Genomic DNA, 17,976 nt, shown 5'->3' on the forward strand with positions numbered 1-17,976 from the left:
TCAGGAGAACGGGGTCTTCGGGCGTTCCTGCAGGACCCCGTCCACGTAGACGTCGACCTTCTCGTCGTAGAAGGCGATCAGCCCCGCGATGCGCTGGCTCTCCTCCAGCGGGGTCCGGTAGGACCAGGCCAGGTCCGCGTGCCCGTTGACCGACCAGTACTCCGCCTGCCCCTTGTACGGGCAGCGGCTCGCCGTCCCGGTGGGCGTGAGCAGGTCGAGGCGGACGTCGGTCTTGGGCAGGTAGTAACGCGGCGGCAGCCCGGTCTCGAACAGGATCCGGGCGTGGCGGGAGTCCGCCACGGTCACCCCGTCGACCTCGACCCTGATGTGGCGGGAGGAGGGCAGGATGTCCACCCGCGCGTACGGGTCACGGGGATGGACGTAGACCTCCTCGTCCTCCTCGAACCAGGCGTCCATCGCCTCCCACTCCAGGCGCACGTGTCCGCGCAGCTCCTCGATCGGGGAGTCGGGGTAGGCCAGCGCGGCGTCGGCCACGCCCCCGATGTCGTAGAGGACCCCGTCACCGCGGCTGGGTGATCGCCTGGTCCCGCCGTTGGGCTCGAGCTCGGCGGTGACGTCCTCGCGGGGGATGTAGTAGGCCGGGTAGTGGGGGATCTCCCAGACCAGCAGCGGGCGGACGGTGTCGGCGACCGCCCTGCCGCCGAGGAAGGCCCGCACTCTCTTGGCCGACGGTTCGATCCGGACGCGTCCACGAGTGATCGGCTCCATTCCCCCGCCAACCCCGCACCGGCCCCCGCTATTCCCGGCCGGATCCAACGGCCGACTCCCACGGGGTTGATCTCCGGGCTGTTTTGTCATTTACGTCTAAGTAAGATCCGGTCTTACGTAGATCCGATCGACATTCCCCGCTTGGCATAAGAAGTGTCACAACGGCTTCCGGTCTTCACCCGGACTCCATACGCCCGATCGGCGGTCAGGATGGTCGCGGGGCGAAGATGTCCGCAGCGGTGACGCACATGACATCGGCGCCCGCGTTGGTGACGGACTCTCTGGCGCATACGGCGTAGCGGAGTTCCCCGGGACTCTTGGTCAAGTGCGCCGCCTTCGCCGCGAGGTCGGCAGCGATCCGTCCCGCGTTCACCCTCCTTCCCCATTTCGCCTCACCGACCAGAATCGGCGTCCTGGACCGGCCGCTGAGGGCCACCGCGTCGATCTGGTGCTGGCCGTCACCCCGCCACCACGGCCCGATCGCCACCACCTCGGGCCCGATCTCCGTGGCTCGGAGTCTCAGATGATCACGGAATGCCTCTTCCCAGGCGTCCCCCATGTGATCGTCCAGGGAGGCCATCAGCACCGGCAGGACCGTCTCGCCGAGACCCCGATCGATCTCGGGCAGGACACGCGAGAGCGCGCCCAGATAGAAGGCGAGAAAGTTGTCGGTGATGCGGTAGACCTTGCGGCGGGTGCGCGCGGACTCCGTGACCGGCTGAAGCCTCTCCACCAGACGGAGGGCCAGCAGATCGTTGAGCGTGCGCGTCGGATCGGCGCCGATCGCGTCGGCGATCTCGTTGTGCTTGGTGCAGCCCTCGGCGATGGCCTGAAGCGTGGCAGCGAGATGCGCTCCCTGCCCCGCCTCGGTGGCGAGCACGAGATCCCCCTCGCGGATCATCCTCGCGTCGGGACGACAGGCGAGCCGTTTGAGGTTGTCCTCGATCGAGAGTTCCTGTCTCCACCACGAGAGGTAGAGAGGCATGCCGCCGAGGATTCCGTACACCAGAGCACGGTCCGCCGGGGTCAAGCCGGGCAGCATCTCGGCCGCCTCATGCGGGCGGAACGGATGCAGCTGCATCGTCAGGTCGAACCGGCCGTAGAGAGGCGCGCGGTATTCCTGGATCGCCTGCATCGTACGGACGGCCGAGCCGCACAAGACAATGCGGAGTTTGGTCTGCCCGTGGGAGTGGTCGAGGAAGGCACGGAGCACGCCTTCCAGCTCCGGCGCCTGCCCAATCATCTCCGGGAACTCGTCGAGCACCAGCAGCAGCGGTTCCTCCCGCGCCTCCCGGCCGAGATGGTCAAGTGCCTCGTCCCAGTTCCCGAAGGGACGTGCGCGAAGGTCCCTCGTAGGAGAGCGGATGGCATCAGCGGCCCGGTAGGAGAACTCCTCTAATTCGCGGCGGGGTGTGCGATTTCCTCCGGTGTGGAAGACCACTCGCCTGTCTGACGCGAACTCTTGAAGAAGGGCCGTCTTACCCACGCGTCTCCGGCCCCAGACAAGGGCGGGCCGCGCGTCCGGCTCCCCCCACCATTCCTTCAGTGCTCCCAGTTGCTCTTGCCGTCCGACGAAAGTCATAGGAACAACGTAACCGACCTGGATGTCGGCGACATCGATATCGCCGACATCCAGGTCGGTGACGTCGGTGTCGGTGATGTTGCCATGCATAGCTGGATCTTCGGAGCATCGGAGCTCTTGAGCACCCCGAACGGGCTTTTCGGGAGCGGCGAGCGCTCGATAACCCCTTGCCAAAGCGGCGGAAACCAGGGAGGTTTGCCCCGGCCGATCGGCGTGCCGACGCGCGCCCCGGCCCGATGTCACCTGCCGAAAGGACCTCCATGACCGATTCGACGCCGCACGTCGACACCCCCGCCGCGGCCCCCCGGCCCGTCCTCGACCCCGCCGTCGGCGATTACCTGCTCGCGCACTGCTCTCCCGCCGACGAGCTGCTCCGCGAACTCGCCGCCGAGACCCGCCAGGCCACCGGCGACGCGGCCGGAATGCAGATCTCCCACGACGAGGGCGCCTTCCTGACCATGCTGGTCCGGATGACCGGCGCCCGCCGGGCCGTCGAGGTGGGCGTGTTCACCGGCTACTCCTCCATCTGCATCGCCCGCGGCCTGCCCGCGGACGGCCACCTGCTCGCCTGCGACGTCAGCACCGAGTGGACCTCCATCGCCGAGCGCTACTGGGAGCGCGCGGGCGTGGCCGGGCGCATCGAACTGAGGATCGCGCCCGCGATCGAGACCCTGCGGGCGCTCCCGGCCGAACCGGAGATCGACTTCGCCTTCATCGACGCCGACAAGACCGGCTACCCCGCCTACTACGAGGAGCTGGTCCCGCGGCTGCGGCCGGGCGGCCTCGTCGTCCTGGACAACGTCTTCCTCGGCGGCCGCGTGTTCGATCCCGCCTGCCAGGACGAGGCGGCCGTCACCATGCGCCGCGTGAACGAGATCGTGGCCGGTGACGAGCGGGTCGACTCGGTGATGCTGCCCGTGCGCGACGGCGTCACGGTCGCCCGCAGGCGCTGACCTCCCGAACGTCGCGCACGCCCGGATCCTCGGGCATCCGCCCGTTCCGGAGGGCCGCCGGGGGGCATTCTGGGGACATGCGGCGGATGGCGAAGGTGCGGGTGGCGGTCGCGACCGCCGGTGTCTGTCTCGTGGCGGCGTGCACGGCGGGCCGTACGGCGGCGCCCGCGTCCTCACCGGCGCCGGAGCGCCCGCCGGCGTCCGCCTCCCCGGCCGCGCCGGGCCGCGCCACGGCTCAGGGCGCGACACCGGACCCGCGGGCCACCGGGGAGGTCGCGGCGGCCCCGGAATGGAAGGTCGCACCCGATCCCGAGCTGTCGGGCAGCGCCGCCCTGGTGGACGTGGCGGTCGCCGGGCCGGGGGACGTGTGGGCCGTCGGCTACCAGGAGAGCGCCGAGGATCGGGAGGGCTCCCCCGCCGTCGTCCGATGGGACGGGACGCGATGGCGCGAGGTGCCCGTGAACGAGCAGGACCTGTACCACGTGGAGGGCGTCAGCGCGGGCGCGCCGGACGACGTGTGGATCGTCGGCAACGGCGAGACCGCCGTCGCTGCGCGCTGGGACGGACGGCGGTGGACGCGGGAGCGGCCGTTCGGGGTCGCGCAGGACTACCGGTTCACCGACGTCGCGGTCTCCGGCGGACGGGCGTGGTTCACCGCCAACAACCGGTCGGGAACGGTGATCCTGGAGTGGGGCGATGGCAAGTTCCGCAACGCCTACCAGAGCGGCGGGACCCTGCGGGCGATCACCGTGAAGGACGGGCACGTCTGGACGGTCGGCGACAACGAGTCGAGGCCGATGATCCTGCACGGCACCGGCGACGCGTGGGAGACCATCCACATCCCGGACATCCCCGGCGGCAGGCTGAACCGGGTCTGGCAGATCTCACCGTCCGACGTCTGGGCGGTGGGCGAGATCACGACCGGCTCCCCCGATGTGCACGACGGCCGCCCCTCCGAGCCGCTGTCCCTGCACTGGGACGGGTCTCGCTGGACGCGCGCGGAGCTGCCGGTCGCCCGGGGCTCGCTGCACGGGGTCACCGCGTTCGGCGGTGACGACGTCTGGGTCAGCGGCGTGGACGCCGACCATTCGGGCCAGCCGCTCCTGCTCCACTTCGACGGCGCCCGCTGGACCGCGCAGTACGGCCCGCTGCTCCGGCCCTACGAGGAGGACCAGCAGTACGAGGTGTCCGACGACGTCCGGCGTACCGGCATCGCCCGGGTCCCGGGCACCGGGACGCTCTGGGTCGTCGGCTCGGTCGGCTGGGGGGACGCGGAGACCGGCTTCACGCTGCGCCGCTGAGCCCCGCCGCCCCGGAGTCCGGATCTGAGACGGGAGGTCTCAGAAAGCGGACGAAACAAGCCGCTGGATGGCGTAGTCTCTCCCAAACTCCAACAAATGGGAGTAAGACATGAAAAGGGTTCAAATCCTGCAGAAGCCTCGTCCGCCCCGCCAGCCCGCCCCGCTCGACCTCCGCACCCCCTCAGGGCGACCGCTGCCCTTCTGACGCGCATATGCCCCCCCTGACCGTACGGGTGCCCTTCCGGCCCGTATGGGCGATCACGGCGGACCGCGCCTGCCATGACCAGGGCGGACGGTTCCGCGCGCCGCAGGGCGCCCGCCGGTCCCGCCCACAATCGAGTCCTTCCTGTAAGCCCCGTGTAAGTGATCCGCAAGGAGAGCCCTCTACCTTCTGATCGTCACACTTTGCAATGAAGGGCTAGAAATGTTCCGCCTTCTCTCTCCCCGCCGCATCGCCGTCGCCGTCGCGGGGGCCGCACTCATCTCCACCACCGCCGCCTGCGGTGCCGGCGCCAACGCCTCCCTCTGCGCCGACGCACAGAAGCTTTTCACCGACTACTCCTCCTCGGCTCCCGCCGCGTCCGCCGACCTCGCCAAGCTCAACGAGCTGAACGCGAAGTTCGCCGCGGACCTGAAGGCGCTGGCCGGCAAGGCCGACGGTGACCTGGCGTCCGCGCTCGGCGACCTCGCCAAGACCTGGGACGGGCTGCAGATCGACCCCAGCAACCCGAGCGCGGCCATCTCCGCCGCTCAGGAACTGACCACCAACCTCACGCAGGCCGCCGCCAAGATCGAAGGCGCCTGTTCCTGACAGATCTCGCAAGATCTTCCAGGACCTGTGTCCTCGGTGGGGCGAGGGCACGACCGGGCACGGCCGCCGTACCGCCTGTCGGGGGGGCAGCGCGGTGCGGCGGTCGCGCCCACCACCGGCCCGGCCGACGAGCCGCCGCGCCGATTCCACACAGGCACGACCATCCGGATTCCTACTCCATGCGAGTGCGCCGCAGGTAGAGCAGCCGGCACGGTGAGGGCCCCCTCCCGTGCTGGCTTCATCGTTTTCCAGACCCTGCAGCTGAACCACCACCTGAGCGCGGTACGGATCAGCGATCCCGAGAGGGATCCCGCCTGTGCGCGGTGATCGACTCGCGAGCATCAGATCGTCGGAGTACGGCGCTCCCGATGGCGCCGCCTCGGCCCCGGACAGCAAGCCCTCCTGGTCCTGGCACATCTACACGGGCGGTGACACCTACGCCCGCCTGGCCGAAGGGTTCGCCATCGGCACCACTACCGCCTGGCGCTACGTGCGCGAGGCGGTCGACCTGGTCGCCGCCTTGGCCGACGACGTGCACACCGCCGCGTGGAAGGCCTCCCGCCTGGCCTACGCCGTCCTGGATGGCACGCTTGTCCCGATCGACCGGCTGGCCGACGATGCGCCGTACTACTTTCGGAAAACATCACCGGCACGGGGTGAACGTGCAGTTCCTCGCCGATCCGGCCGGCCGCCTGGTGTGGGCCTCGCCCGCGCTGCCCGGCGCCGTGCACGATCTGACCGCGGCCCGGCGGACCGGCCTGATCGGCGCCCTTACCGGGGCCGGTGTCCAGGTCTTCGCCGACCAGGGATATCAGGGTGCGGGCGGCACGATCCGCACGCCGTTCAAGCGCCACCGGCACCGGCCGCGCCTGTCGCGCCACCAGAAGTCCGTCAACCGCGCCCACGCCCGTATCCGGGCGATCGGGGAACGCGCCGCCGCGACCCTGAAGGCGTGGAAGGTGCTGGTCCGGCTGCGCTGCTGCCCGCGCCGCGCCGCCACGATCGTCCAGGCCATCCTCGTCCTGCAGCTCATCGAGGAGAACCGCTACTGAGGATGAAAAACGCTCCTGGTGCCCGCTACCTCGTTACGAGCGACACCCTGCAACCATCCAACCTTATATAAGTCCACTGCCACATCATGAAACATTTCCTATTCTACAGGACACGCAAAATTGCTCAGTGCCCAGGCATGGCCTCCGACATACCAGCAGGCCGAACCCACGCCAAGGCCACCGTCCCGAACACTGAGCAATTTAAGGAACTCCAGCTAGACATCGGCTACCCAGCCTTACACAAATGCCGCCCTGTACCCTTCACCGCAAAGGACAGACACCACTGGAATTCCCTAGCGTCAGACAGGTCTAGATTTCCCGCAGCAGATGATATTCAGTGTTGCTGACTCTAGCGCACCTGACATTGATACCCTGCGCCGCGTAAGGGAGACTGTTTGCCGCACACAGGCTAAGTGCACTACGTCCGTAGTATATATCTATGAGCACCCAGGCCGCAGCCCGAACCGTCGAGCTCGCCCCTACGGCAGACGAAGACGCGGCTTGCGGTGACGATGCCGCTTCGGCTGGAGCTGAAAGGAATACACCCAGAGCTAAAGAGATGGCAGCACTGAGCGCCGCATACTTAATCTTCATTGCTCCCTCGACTCTCTTGGAGTTTCTCCAACACCTGAAAGCATTACACTCAAGCAGAATCTGACCAAGAGGCCAAAGGGTGCTTTATAAATTCGTTACCATATAGCGTGTAGCAATTATCTGACCTTCTGCAATACTCATCGCCCCCCTTCTCGTAAGGCAAACACTTTCTGCTCAACGTACTGACCGCAGGGCCGAAGCGTTCGGGAGTGTAAGAACAACGGTGTAACTCCTGATCAAGGAGAACGCACCTGATGAGTACTGTGATCCAGGCATCGACGGAGATCGACCTGGAGGACGCCGCAGTGGCGCGCAACAAGCCCGAGGACTCAACAGGTCGGCAGCTGGTGGCCCGGCTGGTCGATCAGGCCCGCGCCGAGGGCATAGAGCTGGTCGGGGAGAACGGGCTGCTGGGCCGGCTGACCAAGCTGGTGCTGGAGTCCGCTCTGGAGGGTGAGATCACCGACCATCTCGGCCACGACAAGCACGAGCGCTCCGGCAACGAGACCGGCAACACCCGCAACGGCAGCCGGTCCAAGACCGTGCTCACCGATGTCGGGCCGGTGGAGCTCAGCGTGCCGCGCGATCGCGACGGCAGCTTCGAGCCGAAAATCGTGCGCAAGCGGCAGCCGCGCCTGTCCGGCGTCGATGAGATGGTCATCTCGCTGGCCGCCAAGGGCCTGAGCACCGGGGAGATCTCCGCGCACCTGGCCGAGGTCTACGGCGCCGAGGTGTCCAAGCAGACGATTTCCACCATCACCGACAAGGTGCTGGAGGGCATGGCCGAATGGCAGAACCGGCCGCTGAATGCGGTCTACCCGGTGATCTTCGTCGATGCCATCCACGTCAAGATCCGCGACGGTCAGGTCGCCAACCGGCCCATCTACGTGGCACTGGCCGTCACCGTCGACGGCGAGCGCGACATCCTCGGGCTATGGGCCGGTGACGGCGGCGAGGGCGCCAAGTTCTGGCTGCATGTGCTGACCGAGATCAAGAACCGCGGCGTCGGCGATGCGCTGATGGTGGTCTGCGACGGGCTCAAGGGCCTGTCACAGGCCATCGAAAGCGTCTGGCCGCAGGCGGTGGTGCAGACCTGCGTGGTGCACCTGCTGCGCGCGAGCTTCCGCTACGCCGCCCGCCAGCACTGGGACGCCATCGCGCGTGCGTTGCGGCCGGTCTACACCGCGCCGACCGAGGCCGCCGCCCTCGAGCGCTTCATGGAGTTCGCCGAGCTCTGGGGCGGCCGCTATCCGGCGATCGTGAAGCTGTGGGAGGACGCCTGGGCCGAATTCGTGCCCCTTCCTCAACTTCGATGCCGAGATCCGCCGGGTGATCTGCTCGACCAACGCCATCGAGGCGGTCAAGGCCCGTGGCCATTTCCCGAACGAGCAGGCCGCGCTCAAGTGCGTCTACATGGCGATCATGAGTCTGGATCCGACCGGCAAGGGCCGCAAGCGCTGGGTCACCCGCTGGAAGGCCGCGCTGAACGCCTTCGCCATCACCTTCGACGGCCGCCTGACCCCGACCAGCCGATAACTAATCAAGATCGAGATACACCGTTATCTAGACACACCCAGGCTTACGGCGGCTATATCTTCTGGAGGACCCCCAGAGTGCGTTACGTGAGCCTCTGACCGCGATGTCACAGTGTAATCGCATGGACTTGTAGCGTTGCTGCCGGTTGGTGGGTCCGGATGTACTGGGATGACTCGATGACCGAGCGCAAGTCCTACCCGAGCGACTTAACCGACGCGCAGTGGGCGTTGATCGAGCCGGTTCTCACGGCATGGAAGGCCGCCCACCCCTCAGTCAGCGGCCACAAGGGCAACTACGAGCTGCGCGAGATCGTCAACGCGATCCGCTACCAGGGACGAACTGGCGTTCAATGGGACTACCTCCCCCACGATCTGCCGTCAAAGGGCGCGACGTACTACTACTTCGCCAAGTGGCGCGACGACGGCACCGACAAGACGATCCACGACCTGCTGCGCTGGCACCTGCGCGAGAAGAAGAAGCGATTAGCCGACCCGAACCTGGTCGTGCTGGACACCCAGAGTGTCCACGTCGCGGCCGGAGTCTCCGCCTCCGCCACCGGAAAGGATGCCGCGAAACGGGTACCAGGCAGGAAACGGGGCCTGGCCGTAGATGTTCTCGGGCTGGTCATCCCGGTCGTCGTCCTCGCGGCCTCTACTCATGACAACGCCGCCGGGATCGCTCGGGTCGCCGCCGTCACCGAGGGCGCCGTGACCAAAGCGCTGGTCGACCAGGGGTTCAAGAATACGGTCGTCGCCCACGGGGCCGGCCGGGGGATCGAGGTAGACATCGTCGAACGCAACCCCGCCGGCAAAGGGTTCGTCCCCCAGCCGAAGCGCTGGATCGTCGAGCAGACCTACGGAATCTTGATGTTCCACCGGCGCCTGGTCCGCGACTACGAGCACCGTCCCTCCAGTTCCGAATCACGGGTGTATTGGGCAATGACGGATGTGATGTCCCGCCGTCTGACCCGTGCCGCCCCGTCCTGGCGGTGGACATGACCCGGCCTGATGCCCGCCCGACCCCGTAACCTGGCTCCTGGACCGGCTGGACGCCCGTGAGCAGGCTTTGACCTGCCAGATCGCGCAGACCCAGGCCGAGACCGACACCCTGACCGCGCCTAGGCGAACTCAGCGAGATGATCGAGCATCTGCGGATCAGCCGCAAGACCCTCATCTCCCTCGCCGAAGAAGACCCCGCCCCGGCCGAGCCACCCGCCGTCTTCGATCATCCCGCCTACCAGCAGATCCTCACCGTCTTCGCCGAGACCAGCGGCTCTCTGCGCGCCCGCGACCTGGCTCTGGCGATGGACCTGCCCTTGACGCCCAACGGCATCCAAAACGTCCGCGCCAAGCTCAAACGCCTGGCCAGCCGCGGCATCCTCGTCGAAACCGAGCCCGGCTTGTTCACCCAGCCGCGCCCGTAGACCGAACGGTGAATCGCCGACCAACAGAGCTAATCCAGCCGCAACGACGAAAGGGGCATCAGCTCGCGTAACGCACTCTCAGATCATCGCCTGAGCGCGCGAGCCTGTTCGTAGCAGCGGTCGAAGCCCTCCAGCACGGCGGGCCAGGAACTTGCGACCGGCTCGGTCGCCCGATTGTGCGCGGCGATCGACTCGCGCAGCTCGCGGTCGCGGGCCAGCCGGGCGACCGCCGCCACCAGGTCGTCGAAGCTCCGGCCGAGCAGGCCCTCCTTGCCCTGGTGGACGAAGTCCGCCACGCCGCTCTGCGCCCGCGCCACCACCGGGACCCCGGCCGACCTGGCCTCCAGCGCCGCCAGCCCGAACGACTCGCGGGGCGCCGGGGCGACGAACACATCCGCCGAGGCGAGGACCTCCCGGATCTGCTCGCGGCTGTACCGGCCGGGCAGGGAGACCCAGCCCGTCATCCCGTTGACCCGCAGGTAGCGCTCCATCTGCGCCCGCGCCGGGCCGTCCCCGACGATCGTCGCCCGCAGCGGGACCTCGGACGGTACCCGGGCCCGCGCCTCCTTCAGCAACCGCAGCAACCGGACCGGGTGCTTGCGCGGCGCCAGCCGTCCCACGGCCACGACGTGCACCGCCGCCGCCCGGCTCACCGCGTCCCGTACCGCCGCGCCGTCCGGCACCCGCACGGGACGCCAGCCCGACACGTCGAGGCCGTTGGAGACCACGTGCACCGGCACGCCCGGCCCGGCCACGGCGCGGATCGGACGGGCGGCGGCCCCGCTCACCGCGGTGCCGACCAGCCTCCAGCGTTCCCACCCGAACAGCAGGCGCAGCCCCCGGTAGACCCCCGCGGTCACCGGGTCCCACATGCTGTGCACGGTCACGACCATGGGCAGCCGGGCCCGCGCCGCCGCGCGCACGCCCATCCAGGCGAACGGCGAGACCGCGCCCGTGTGCACGTGCACCACATCGGGCCGCCGGGCCGTCATCAGCCGGAGCAGGTGCCCCGTCCCGGCCGGGTGGACCGGGAGATCGAACGGGAGCTTCGCGACGATCCGGTGCACCCCCGGCAGGGGGTCCCCGGGAGTCGCGGTCGCCACCTCGACCTCGTGGCCCGCCTCGCGCTGCATCCGGATGAGATCGGCGACCTGCACCTCGATCCCGCCCAGCCGGGGGAGGTAGCAGTCGCTGACGTGGAGGATCCTCACGCTGCCAGGGTAGCCCCGCATGAGATCATGCTTGCGTGGCCGCTTCCCTGACTTCCCGGACTCCCGGCACCGCAGTCTTCTTCCACGCCCATCCCGACGACGAGGCTCTGCTGACCGCGGGCACCATGGCCATGCTCGCCGCCGAGGGGCACCGCGTGGTCCTCGTCGTGGCGACCTCCGGAGAGCTGGGGCAGGCCGACATCGCGCCGGGCGAGGCGCTGGGCGAGACCCGGATCGGGGAGCTCCGCAAGTCCGCGGCCGCGCTGGGCTGCGCCCGGGTGGTCAACCTCGACTACGGCGACTCGGGGCTGGCGCCCGGCGGCGGGATCGCCGAGGACCGGCCGCCGAACGCCTTCATCGACGCCGACGTCGAGGAGGCCGCCCGGCGGCTGGCCGGGATCCTCGCCGAGGAGGGGGCCGAGCTGCTGACGATCTACGATCCCGCCGGGGGGTACGGCCATCCCGACCACGTCCAGGTGAACCGGGTCGGCAGCCGGGCGGCGGAGCTCGCGGGCACCCCGATCGTGCTGGAGGCCACGGTCAACCGCGACCCGCTGCTGCGCGGCCTGAAGCTGATCAGCAGGTTCTACCCCCAGCTGGACACGCGGGCCTTCGAACGGGCCTACACCTCCGGCGAGGAGATCACCCACCGGGTGAATGTGCGCCGCTTCGCCCGGCAGAAGCGGGCGAGCATGGCGGCCCACGCCACCCAGGCCACCGGCGCCGACACGCGCACGCTGGGCGTGATGCTCAAGGTCCCGCACCCGCTCTACCGGCTGGTCTTCGGAACCGAATGGTACGTCCGGCGGGGCCTGCCCCCCGGCGCCCGGCTGAGGCACCCCTTCGAAGTTCCTCCCCAAGGATGAGCTCCGGACCGGCACACTTGGTCCAGGGGGTTACATGAAGAACAGATGGGTCCAGATCGGACTGTCAGTCATCTCGCTGGGCCTGGCCGCCACGCTCGTCGTCTTCCTCCCGCAGATCGTGCGGGCGCTGACCGGCAAGACGGTCTCCTGGACCGAGATCGGCGCCCGCTTCGCCGCCCTGGACTGGCAGACCGTCGCGCTGATGACCGCCGTCTGGCTGGCGAGCCTGCTCGCCTACACGTTCGTGCTGACCGCCTCCCTGCCCGGGCTGAGCCATCCGCAGGCCCTGACCCTCAACGCCGCCGGCAGCGCGGTGAGCAACCTGCTGCCCTTCGGCGGCGCGGCCGGGGTCGCGCTGACCTTCGCGATGACCAAGGGGTGGGGCTTCCCGGCCCGGGCCGTGGTGGTCTCCACCCTGTCCAGCGGGATCTGGAACACGCTTTTCCGGTTCATCCTGCCCGCGGTGGGCATCGTCGCGCTCCTGGCCAGCGGGCAGGCGCTCAACCCCACGGTCGTCAGGGCGGGCTGGGTGGGGGCCCTGTCCATCCTGATCCTGGTCGCCGTGGTGACCGCCGCCCTCTACTGGGACCGCGCCGCCGCCCTGCTCGGCCGCGCCCTCGACGCGCTGGCCCGGCTGGCGCCCCGCAGGATCCGTCCCGCCGGGCACGCCGCCTCCGGCGCGCTGGAGAGGCTGCGCGCCGACACCTCCACGGTCGTGCGGAGCCGCTGGCCCGGCCTCACCCTGGGAATGATCTCCTTCCTGGGGTTCCAGTGGCTGATCCTGATCTGCTGCCTGCACGCGACCGGCGCCTACCCCGGCCTGGCCCAGTCGATCGCGGCCTTCGCCCTGTCGCGGGTCCTGACCACCGCGGTGGTCACCCCGAGCGGGGCCGGGATCATGGAGGCCGGGACGGTCGGCGCGCTGGTCTTCTTCGGCGCCCCGTCGGATTCGGCGACCGCCGCGGCACTGCTTTTCGGGTTCTGGACCTACACTGTCGAAATCCCCTTCGGTGGTCTGGCCCTGGGCGCGTGGGCACTGCTGAGGCGGCGCGAAGGCGCCGCCTCGACTCCCGTCAAGGAGCCGGTCGGCCGGTAGGGGTGCGTGCGGGTCCTCCCCTCCGGAGAAGGTCGCGGGCACTCCGGGGGACGCTCATACCAGGCCAGATTGGGAAAGACCTTGTGCGCAATTCGAAAGCCCGCATACCGTGGCGGCTGACATGGTGGCGTTCCGGGTTCTCGGTCCGGTCGAGGCGTACTCCGGTGACGACGGGCTCGACCTGGGCGGGCTGCGGCAGCGTGCCGTCCTCGCCCGGCTTCTCGTCGCCCGCGGACAGGTCGTGCCGGTCGACACGCTTCTCTACGATCTGTGGGACGACGACGCCGCCAAGGGCGCCCAGTCGGGCCTTCAGGTCTACATCTCCCGCCTGCGCCGGGTCCTGGAGCCCGGCCGTCCGCGCGGGGGCCCCAACCGGCTGCTGGTGACCGTCGCCTCCGGCTACGCGCTGCGCATCGCGCCCGACCAGGTCGACGCGCTGCGCTTCGAGGCGCTGGTCCGCTCCGCCGGAGAGCACCTGGAGAGCGACGACCCGGCCTCCGCCCGGGTGGGCCTGGAGAAGGCCCTGGGCCTGTGGCGCGGCACCCCGTACTCCGACTTCGCCGACCAGCCGTGGGCCGAGGCCGAGGTGAACCGGCTGACCGAGCTGCGCCTGGTCGCCCGGGAGCGGCACGCCGACACCGGCCTGCGCCTGGGCATGCCCGCCGAGGCCGTGCCCGACCTGGAGGCCCTGACCACCGAGCACCCGCTCCGCGAGGAGGGCTGGCGCCTGCTCGCCCTGGGCCTGTACCGCTGCGGACGCCAGGGCGACGCGCTGGCCGCGCTGCGCAAGGCCCGCACGATCCTCGCCGACGAGCTCGGCATCGACCCGGGCCCGGCCCTGCGCAAGCTGGAGTCCGACATCCTGGCCCAGGATCCCGGCCTGCAGCTGCCCGTCCCGCAGCGCCAGCAGCGTCCCGCGGTGGTCGCCGACACCTGGCCGCCCCGGCCCACCATGGCCCAGGTGGAGCTGCCGCCGCTGGAGCCCGAGCCCTTCGTCGGCCGCGACGCCGAGCTCGACCGGCTGGTCACGGCCGCCGGCCGGGCCGCCCGCTTCACCGCCGCGGTGCTCAGCGGCGACGCGGGCGCGGGCAAGACCACGCTGGTCCGCCAGCTCACCAAGCGCCTGTCCGCCGACGGCTGGACCACCGCCTCCGGAGCCTGCCCCGACAGCAGCGCCACCCCGCCCGGCTGGGCCTGGGTGGAGATCCTGCGCACCCTGGTGGCGATGACCGGGCCCGGCGAGTACGCCCCGCTGCTGGCCCCGCTGCTCGACGACGCGGCCCCCGTCCCCGACGACGACCAGGCCTCCGGCGGCTTCCGGCTGCACCGGGCGGTCGGGGGTTACCTGGCCTCGGTGGCCAGGGAGACCCCGATCCTGCTCACGCTGGAGGACCTGCACTGGGCCGACGACCAGACCCTCGCGCTGCTGCGCGCGCTGCCGAGCCTGCTGGCCGGCAGCCGGGTGCTGCTGGCGGTGACCTGCCGCGACAGCGAGCTGACCGATCAGCAGGCCGACGTGCTGGCCGCGCTGGCCAGGCTCGGCCCGGTCCGGGTGGCCCTGTCCGGCCTCGACCCCAAGGCGGTGGCCGAGCTGGTCCGCGCGACCTGCGTGCGCGAGGTGGACCAGGAGGCCGTCGAGACCATCGTCGAGCGCACCCACGGCAACCCCTTCTTCGTCCGTGAGACCGTTCGCCTGCTCGACGCCGAGGCGACCAGCGACCGCGCCACGGCCGCCGAGGTGATCTCCGGGGTCCCGTCCGGGGTGCGCGACGTGCTGCGGCGGCGGATCTCCCGGCTGCCCTCGGACGCCCAGCAGATCCTGCTCCAGGCCGCGGTGATCGGCCGCGACGTCGACGTGGACGTGCTGGTGGACGTGGCCGGCGACGAGGACGCGGTGGTCGACGCCGTCGAGGCCGCGCTGCTGGCGGGCCTGGTCACCGAGCCGGGTCCCGGCATGCTCCGCTTCGACCACGACCTGGTCCGCGACACTCTTTACTCGGACGCCTCCCGGCTGCGCCGCTCCCGGCTGCACGCCGCGGTGGCGGCGGTGATCGAGCGCAGGAACCCCGGTGACGTGGCCGCGCTGGCCCACCACTACGACGCGGCCGGCACCACCGAGACCGCCGTCAAGGCGGTGCGCTACGCGGGCCTGGCCGCCGAGCAGGCCGAGCGCCGCTTCGCCCATCGGGAGGCGGCCACGCTGTGGGAGCAGGCCATCTCGGCCTTCGACCGCTCCGGCGTCACCCAGACCCCGGAGACCGCCCGCGAGCGGCTCCAGCTCACACTGCGGCTGATCAAGGCGCTGGCCCTCTGCGGCGACATGACCGCGGCCCGCGGGCGGCGGCGTGAGGCGATGGAGGCGGCCCGGCCGCTCGGCGACCTGGAGCTGACCGCCCGGGTGGCCGCGTCGCTGGCCGTACCGCACAAGGGCATGGCCCGCGACTTCACCCGCACCGCGTGGGAGATCGTGGACGTCGCCGAGCAGGCGCTGGTCGAGCTGCCCGCCGCCGAGCAGTCGCTGCGGGCGAGCCTGCTGGCCACGGTCGCGCTGGAGCTGGAGGGCTCGGCCACCTCCCGGGGCGAGCAGGCGTCGCTGGAGGCCGAGGAACTGGCCCGCAGGACCGGCGACCCCGCGCTGCTGGCGACCGCGCTGAGCGGGCGCCTGCGCCAGTCGTACGGCATCACGCCGGTCGGCGAGCGGGAGCTCATCGGCCGGGAGCTGCTGGAGGTCGGCAAGGCCAGCGGCCAGGTCGCGGTCCAGGCGCTGGCCCACCTGGTGCTGATGGAGTGCGCGGCCGCCTCGGGCGCGTTCGCCGACGCCGACGCGCACGTCGCCGCCGCCGAGCAGCTGGCCAGGCAGTACGGCCTGTCCGCCCCGGCCGCCGTCGGCGCCTGGTACGCCGGGCAGCGCCTGATGATCGCCGGCGACTTCACCGGCGCGCAGCGGGCCTACCGGGAGGCGGCCCGGCTGACCGGCCGGGCCGGGATGCTGGAGGGCCGCCAGGACCTGCCGCTGATCACCACGTTCTGCCTGCACCTGGTCAACGGCCGGGCGGCGGAGATGGTCGAGCCGCTGGGCGAGGCCCACCAGCGCGGCGCCAAGTGGACGCTGGACGCCTACGCCGTGGCCCTGGCCTCGGCCGGGCACATGCGCGACGCCCGGGCGCTGCTGACGGTCAAGACGCCGGTCCGGCCCGACTTCCTGTACGAGCTGGCGATGATCTGGCGGGCGCTGGCCGGAATGCTGCTGGACGACCGGGAGCGGATGACCGAGGCGTACGACACGCTGAAGCCGTTCGCCGACCGGATCGCGGGGGCGGGCACCGGAGTGGTCGCCCTCTGGCCGGTCGCGCTGACGCTCGGCGACCTGGCGCTCCGGCTGGGCTTCACCGACGCGGTGAAGCCCCACTACGAGAAGGCCCTGGAGGTGGCCCGCCGGGTCGGCGTGCCCCGGTGGGTGGAGGCGGCTCAGCGTTCCCTGGGCCAGGAGACCGGCGGCTGACCCGTGTCACGGAGATCGGCTGCCGGCCGTCGCCGGGCGACGGTCAGCAGCTGACCTGGAACTTCTCGCTGAGCATGGTGTCCCCGCCGTCGACCGAGAGCTTCACCCGGTACCAGCCGGGGTTGTCGACGATCCGGGGCTCCCACTCGACGGTCTCGCTCCGGCCGGTGAAGGCCGAACCGGAGGTCATGTAGACGCGCCAGCTCTTGCCGGCGGCGCTCCAGCGCTCGAGGCGCCAGCCGTACGAGACGACGCCCTCGGGGTCGGCGTTCTCGATCACGCTCTGCACCCGGTAGGGCTTCGCGCAGCCCTGGGTGCCGGTGATCGCGCTGACGGTGAGCTTGCCCGACGCCGGGATCGCGTCGGTCGTGACGGGGACCGCCTCCGCGGACAGGCTCACCGTCTGCACGGGAGCGCCCGCGGTCGCGTTCGCCCGGGACTCGCCGGAGGCGTCCCGGGACGCCTCCACCCCCACGTAGGCCCCGGTGAAGGCGAGCGTGGCGACCAGCAGCTTCACGACGCTTCCGGCCCCACTCGCCAGTACCGGCGTGACACTGCTTCGCGGACTCATGACACACACCTTCTTTCGTCACTCATATGTGTACGGCGGAAGGGTTGATCTCCGCTTGCGGTGCGCTTGCAGTGCCCCGGCGGCTGAAGATGAGGTAAGCCTGTCCTAATATCTAGTATCAGTTGGCGAAGTGATCCTGGCGGTGGTGCGCGGTGAACCGATACGTTTCGGCGGCTATCCCCGACCCCACCGCCCCGGCGGTCCTGATCCCGTTCCTGCTGGGCATGGTCGGTCTCTTCGCCGCCTTCCAGGTCTACTACTGGGTCGGCCACAAGCTCGGCCCGAAGATCTACGCCTCCCGCCTGGGCAGGAAGGTCGGCGACGACAGGATCCGCCAGGCCGAGGCGTTCGTCGCACGGTGGGGCGCCCTGGCCGTCTACGGATGCTTCTGGGTCCCCGGCGTGCGGCACTCCCTGCCCTGGGTGGCCGGGGTGCTCAGAATCTCCTATCCGAAGTATCTCGTCGCCAGCGCGCTCGGCTGCCTGACCTGGTGTCCCGTGACATACTTCGGGCTCTACTCGGTCATCTGGGGCTGGCTGGCGCTCGCCGGGCGTTCGCCGCTCACGGCGGGGGCCGTCGCCGCGGTCGTGATCGTGGCACTCGCGGTGTTCGTACGGCGCCGCCGCGCGGCCGCCGCGGAGGACGCGCCCACGCCCGCGAAGGGCTCGCCGTCCCCCGGTCCGCGAGGGTGATTCCTCACGATCGAGCCCCTGCGCCACGGATATCAATATTTCAATAGCCAAACTCCC

The 17,976-nt window shown here is 70.2% G+C and carries 13 protein-coding genes and 2 pseudogenes; 11 read left to right on the top strand and 4 right to left on the bottom strand.

Going from position 1 to position 17,976, the window contains the following annotated elements:
• Together Plo01_RS21395 and Plo01_RS21400 are read right to left on the bottom strand one after the other, a co-directional pair.
• The gene (locus Plo01_RS21395) at positions 1-729 is read right to left on the bottom strand and encodes a DUF427 domain-containing protein (protein ID WP_203892440.1); all 729 of its coding nucleotides are present in this window, start codon (positions 727-729) and stop codon (positions 1-3) included.
• Between the two features lie 205 nt (positions 730-934).
• Positions 935-2,401, bottom strand: a complete 1,467-nt coding sequence (locus Plo01_RS21400; protein ID WP_203892441.1) for an ATP-binding protein — start codon at positions 2,399-2,401, stop codon at positions 935-937.
• A 170-nt stretch (positions 2,402-2,571) separates the two neighbouring features.
• Here Plo01_RS21400 and Plo01_RS21405 point away from each other — a divergent pair, with 170 nt between their 5' ends.
• The 7 genes and pseudogenes from Plo01_RS21405 (at position 2,572) to Plo01_RS21435 (ending at position 9,981) form a co-directional block, all read left to right on the top strand.
• On the top strand, positions 2,572-3,264 hold the full coding sequence (locus tag Plo01_RS21405) for an O-methyltransferase (protein WP_203892442.1): 693 nt from the start codon (positions 2,572-2,574) through the stop codon (positions 3,262-3,264).
• A 77-nt stretch (positions 3,265-3,341) separates the two neighbouring features.
• On the top strand, positions 3,342-4,565 hold the full coding sequence (locus Plo01_RS21410) for a hypothetical protein (protein WP_203892443.1): 1,224 nt from the start codon (positions 3,342-3,344) through the stop codon (positions 4,563-4,565).
• A gap of 424 nt (positions 4,566-4,989) precedes the next feature.
• The gene (locus Plo01_RS21415) at positions 4,990-5,376 is read left to right on the top strand and encodes a DUF8711 family protein (RefSeq protein ID WP_203892444.1); all 387 of its coding nucleotides are present in this window, start codon (positions 4,990-4,992) and stop codon (positions 5,374-5,376) included.
• A gap of 357 nt (positions 5,377-5,733) precedes the next feature.
• A pseudogene (locus Plo01_RS21420) lies at positions 5,734-6,428 on the top strand (transposase family protein); the annotation flags it as partial.
• A gap of 848 nt (positions 6,429-7,276) precedes the next feature.
• A pseudogene (locus tag Plo01_RS21425) lies at positions 7,277-8,558 on the top strand (IS256 family transposase).
• A gap of 176 nt (positions 8,559-8,734) precedes the next feature.
• Positions 8,735-9,556, top strand: coding sequence for an IS5 family transposase (locus Plo01_RS21430; protein ID WP_203892445.1), 822 nt, complete (start codon positions 8,735-8,737; stop codon positions 9,554-9,556).
• Positions 9,557-9,693: 137 nt separating this feature from the next.
• On the top strand, positions 9,694-9,981 hold the full coding sequence (locus Plo01_RS21435) for a hypothetical protein (RefSeq protein WP_203892446.1): 288 nt from the start codon (positions 9,694-9,696) through the stop codon (positions 9,979-9,981).
• A gap of 83 nt (positions 9,982-10,064) precedes the next feature.
• Here Plo01_RS21435 and Plo01_RS21440 read toward each other — a convergent pair whose 3' ends face one another.
• On the bottom strand, positions 10,065-11,192 hold the full coding sequence (locus tag Plo01_RS21440; protein ID WP_203892447.1) for a glycosyltransferase family 4 protein: 1,128 nt from the start codon (positions 11,190-11,192) through the stop codon (positions 10,065-10,067).
• A 35-nt stretch (positions 11,193-11,227) separates the two neighbouring features.
• On the opposite strand from Plo01_RS21440, the gene Plo01_RS21445 reads away from it, so the two are divergent.
• The 3 genes from Plo01_RS21445 (at position 11,228) to Plo01_RS21455 (ending at position 16,656) form a co-directional block, all read left to right on the top strand.
• The gene (locus Plo01_RS21445; RefSeq protein WP_239316781.1) at positions 11,228-12,058 is read left to right on the top strand and encodes a PIG-L deacetylase family protein; all 831 of its coding nucleotides are present in this window, start codon (positions 11,228-11,230) and stop codon (positions 12,056-12,058) included.
• A gap of 34 nt (positions 12,059-12,092) precedes the next feature.
• A complete protein-coding gene (locus Plo01_RS21450; protein WP_203892448.1) occupies positions 12,093-13,154 on the top strand; it encodes a lysylphosphatidylglycerol synthase transmembrane domain-containing protein in 1,062 nt (353 codons plus the stop codon).
• 121 nt (positions 13,155-13,275) lie between these two features.
• The gene (locus Plo01_RS21455; protein WP_203892449.1) at positions 13,276-16,656 is read left to right on the top strand and encodes an ATP-binding protein; all 3,381 of its coding nucleotides are present in this window, start codon (positions 13,276-13,278) and stop codon (positions 16,654-16,656) included.
• 43 nt (positions 16,657-16,699) lie between these two features.
• On the opposite strand, the gene Plo01_RS21460 is transcribed toward Plo01_RS21455, so the two are convergent.
• Positions 16,700-17,227, bottom strand: a complete 528-nt coding sequence (locus Plo01_RS21460) for a hypothetical protein (protein ID WP_203892450.1) — start codon at positions 17,225-17,227, stop codon at positions 16,700-16,702.
• 152 nt (positions 17,228-17,379) lie between these two features.
• On the opposite strand from Plo01_RS21460, the gene Plo01_RS21465 reads away from it, so the two are divergent.
• Complete coding sequence (locus Plo01_RS21465; protein WP_239316783.1) at positions 17,380-17,919, top strand: DedA family protein; 540 nt, start codon at positions 17,380-17,382, stop codon at positions 17,917-17,919.
• The last annotated feature ends 57 nt before the right edge of the window (positions 17,920-17,976 follow it).

It is taken from the genome of Planobispora longispora, from assembly GCF_016863135.1.
Classification (GTDB): Bacteria; Actinomycetota; Actinomycetes; order Streptosporangiales; family Streptosporangiaceae; genus Planobispora; species Planobispora longispora.

Bases quoted from the DNA above. Each gene is read 5' to 3' on its own strand.
- Plo01_RS21395 (WP_203892440.1), bottom strand. From the start codon at position 729: ATGGAGCCGATCACTCGTGGACGCGTCCGGATCGAACCGTCGGCCAAG.
- Plo01_RS21400 (WP_203892441.1), bottom strand. From the start codon at position 2,401: ATGCATGGCAACATCACCGACACCGACGTCACCGACCTGGATGTCGGC.
- Plo01_RS21405 (WP_203892442.1), top strand. From the start codon at position 2,572: ATGACCGATTCGACGCCGCACGTCGACACCCCCGCCGCGGCCCCCCGG.
- Plo01_RS21410 (WP_203892443.1), top strand. From the start codon at position 3,342: ATGCGGCGGATGGCGAAGGTGCGGGTGGCGGTCGCGACCGCCGGTGTC.
- Plo01_RS21415 (WP_203892444.1), top strand. From the start codon at position 4,990: ATGTTCCGCCTTCTCTCTCCCCGCCGCATCGCCGTCGCCGTCGCGGGG.
- Plo01_RS21430 (WP_203892445.1), top strand. From the start codon at position 8,735: ATGACCGAGCGCAAGTCCTACCCGAGCGACTTAACCGACGCGCAGTGG.
- Plo01_RS21435 (WP_203892446.1), top strand. From the start codon at position 9,694: ATGATCGAGCATCTGCGGATCAGCCGCAAGACCCTCATCTCCCTCGCC.
- Plo01_RS21450 (WP_203892448.1), top strand. From the start codon at position 12,093: ATGAAGAACAGATGGGTCCAGATCGGACTGTCAGTCATCTCGCTGGGC.
- Plo01_RS21455 (WP_203892449.1), top strand. From the start codon at position 13,276: ATGGTGGCGTTCCGGGTTCTCGGTCCGGTCGAGGCGTACTCCGGTGAC.
- Plo01_RS21460 (WP_203892450.1), bottom strand. From the start codon at position 17,227: ATGAGTCCGCGAAGCAGTGTCACGCCGGTACTGGCGAGTGGGGCCGGA.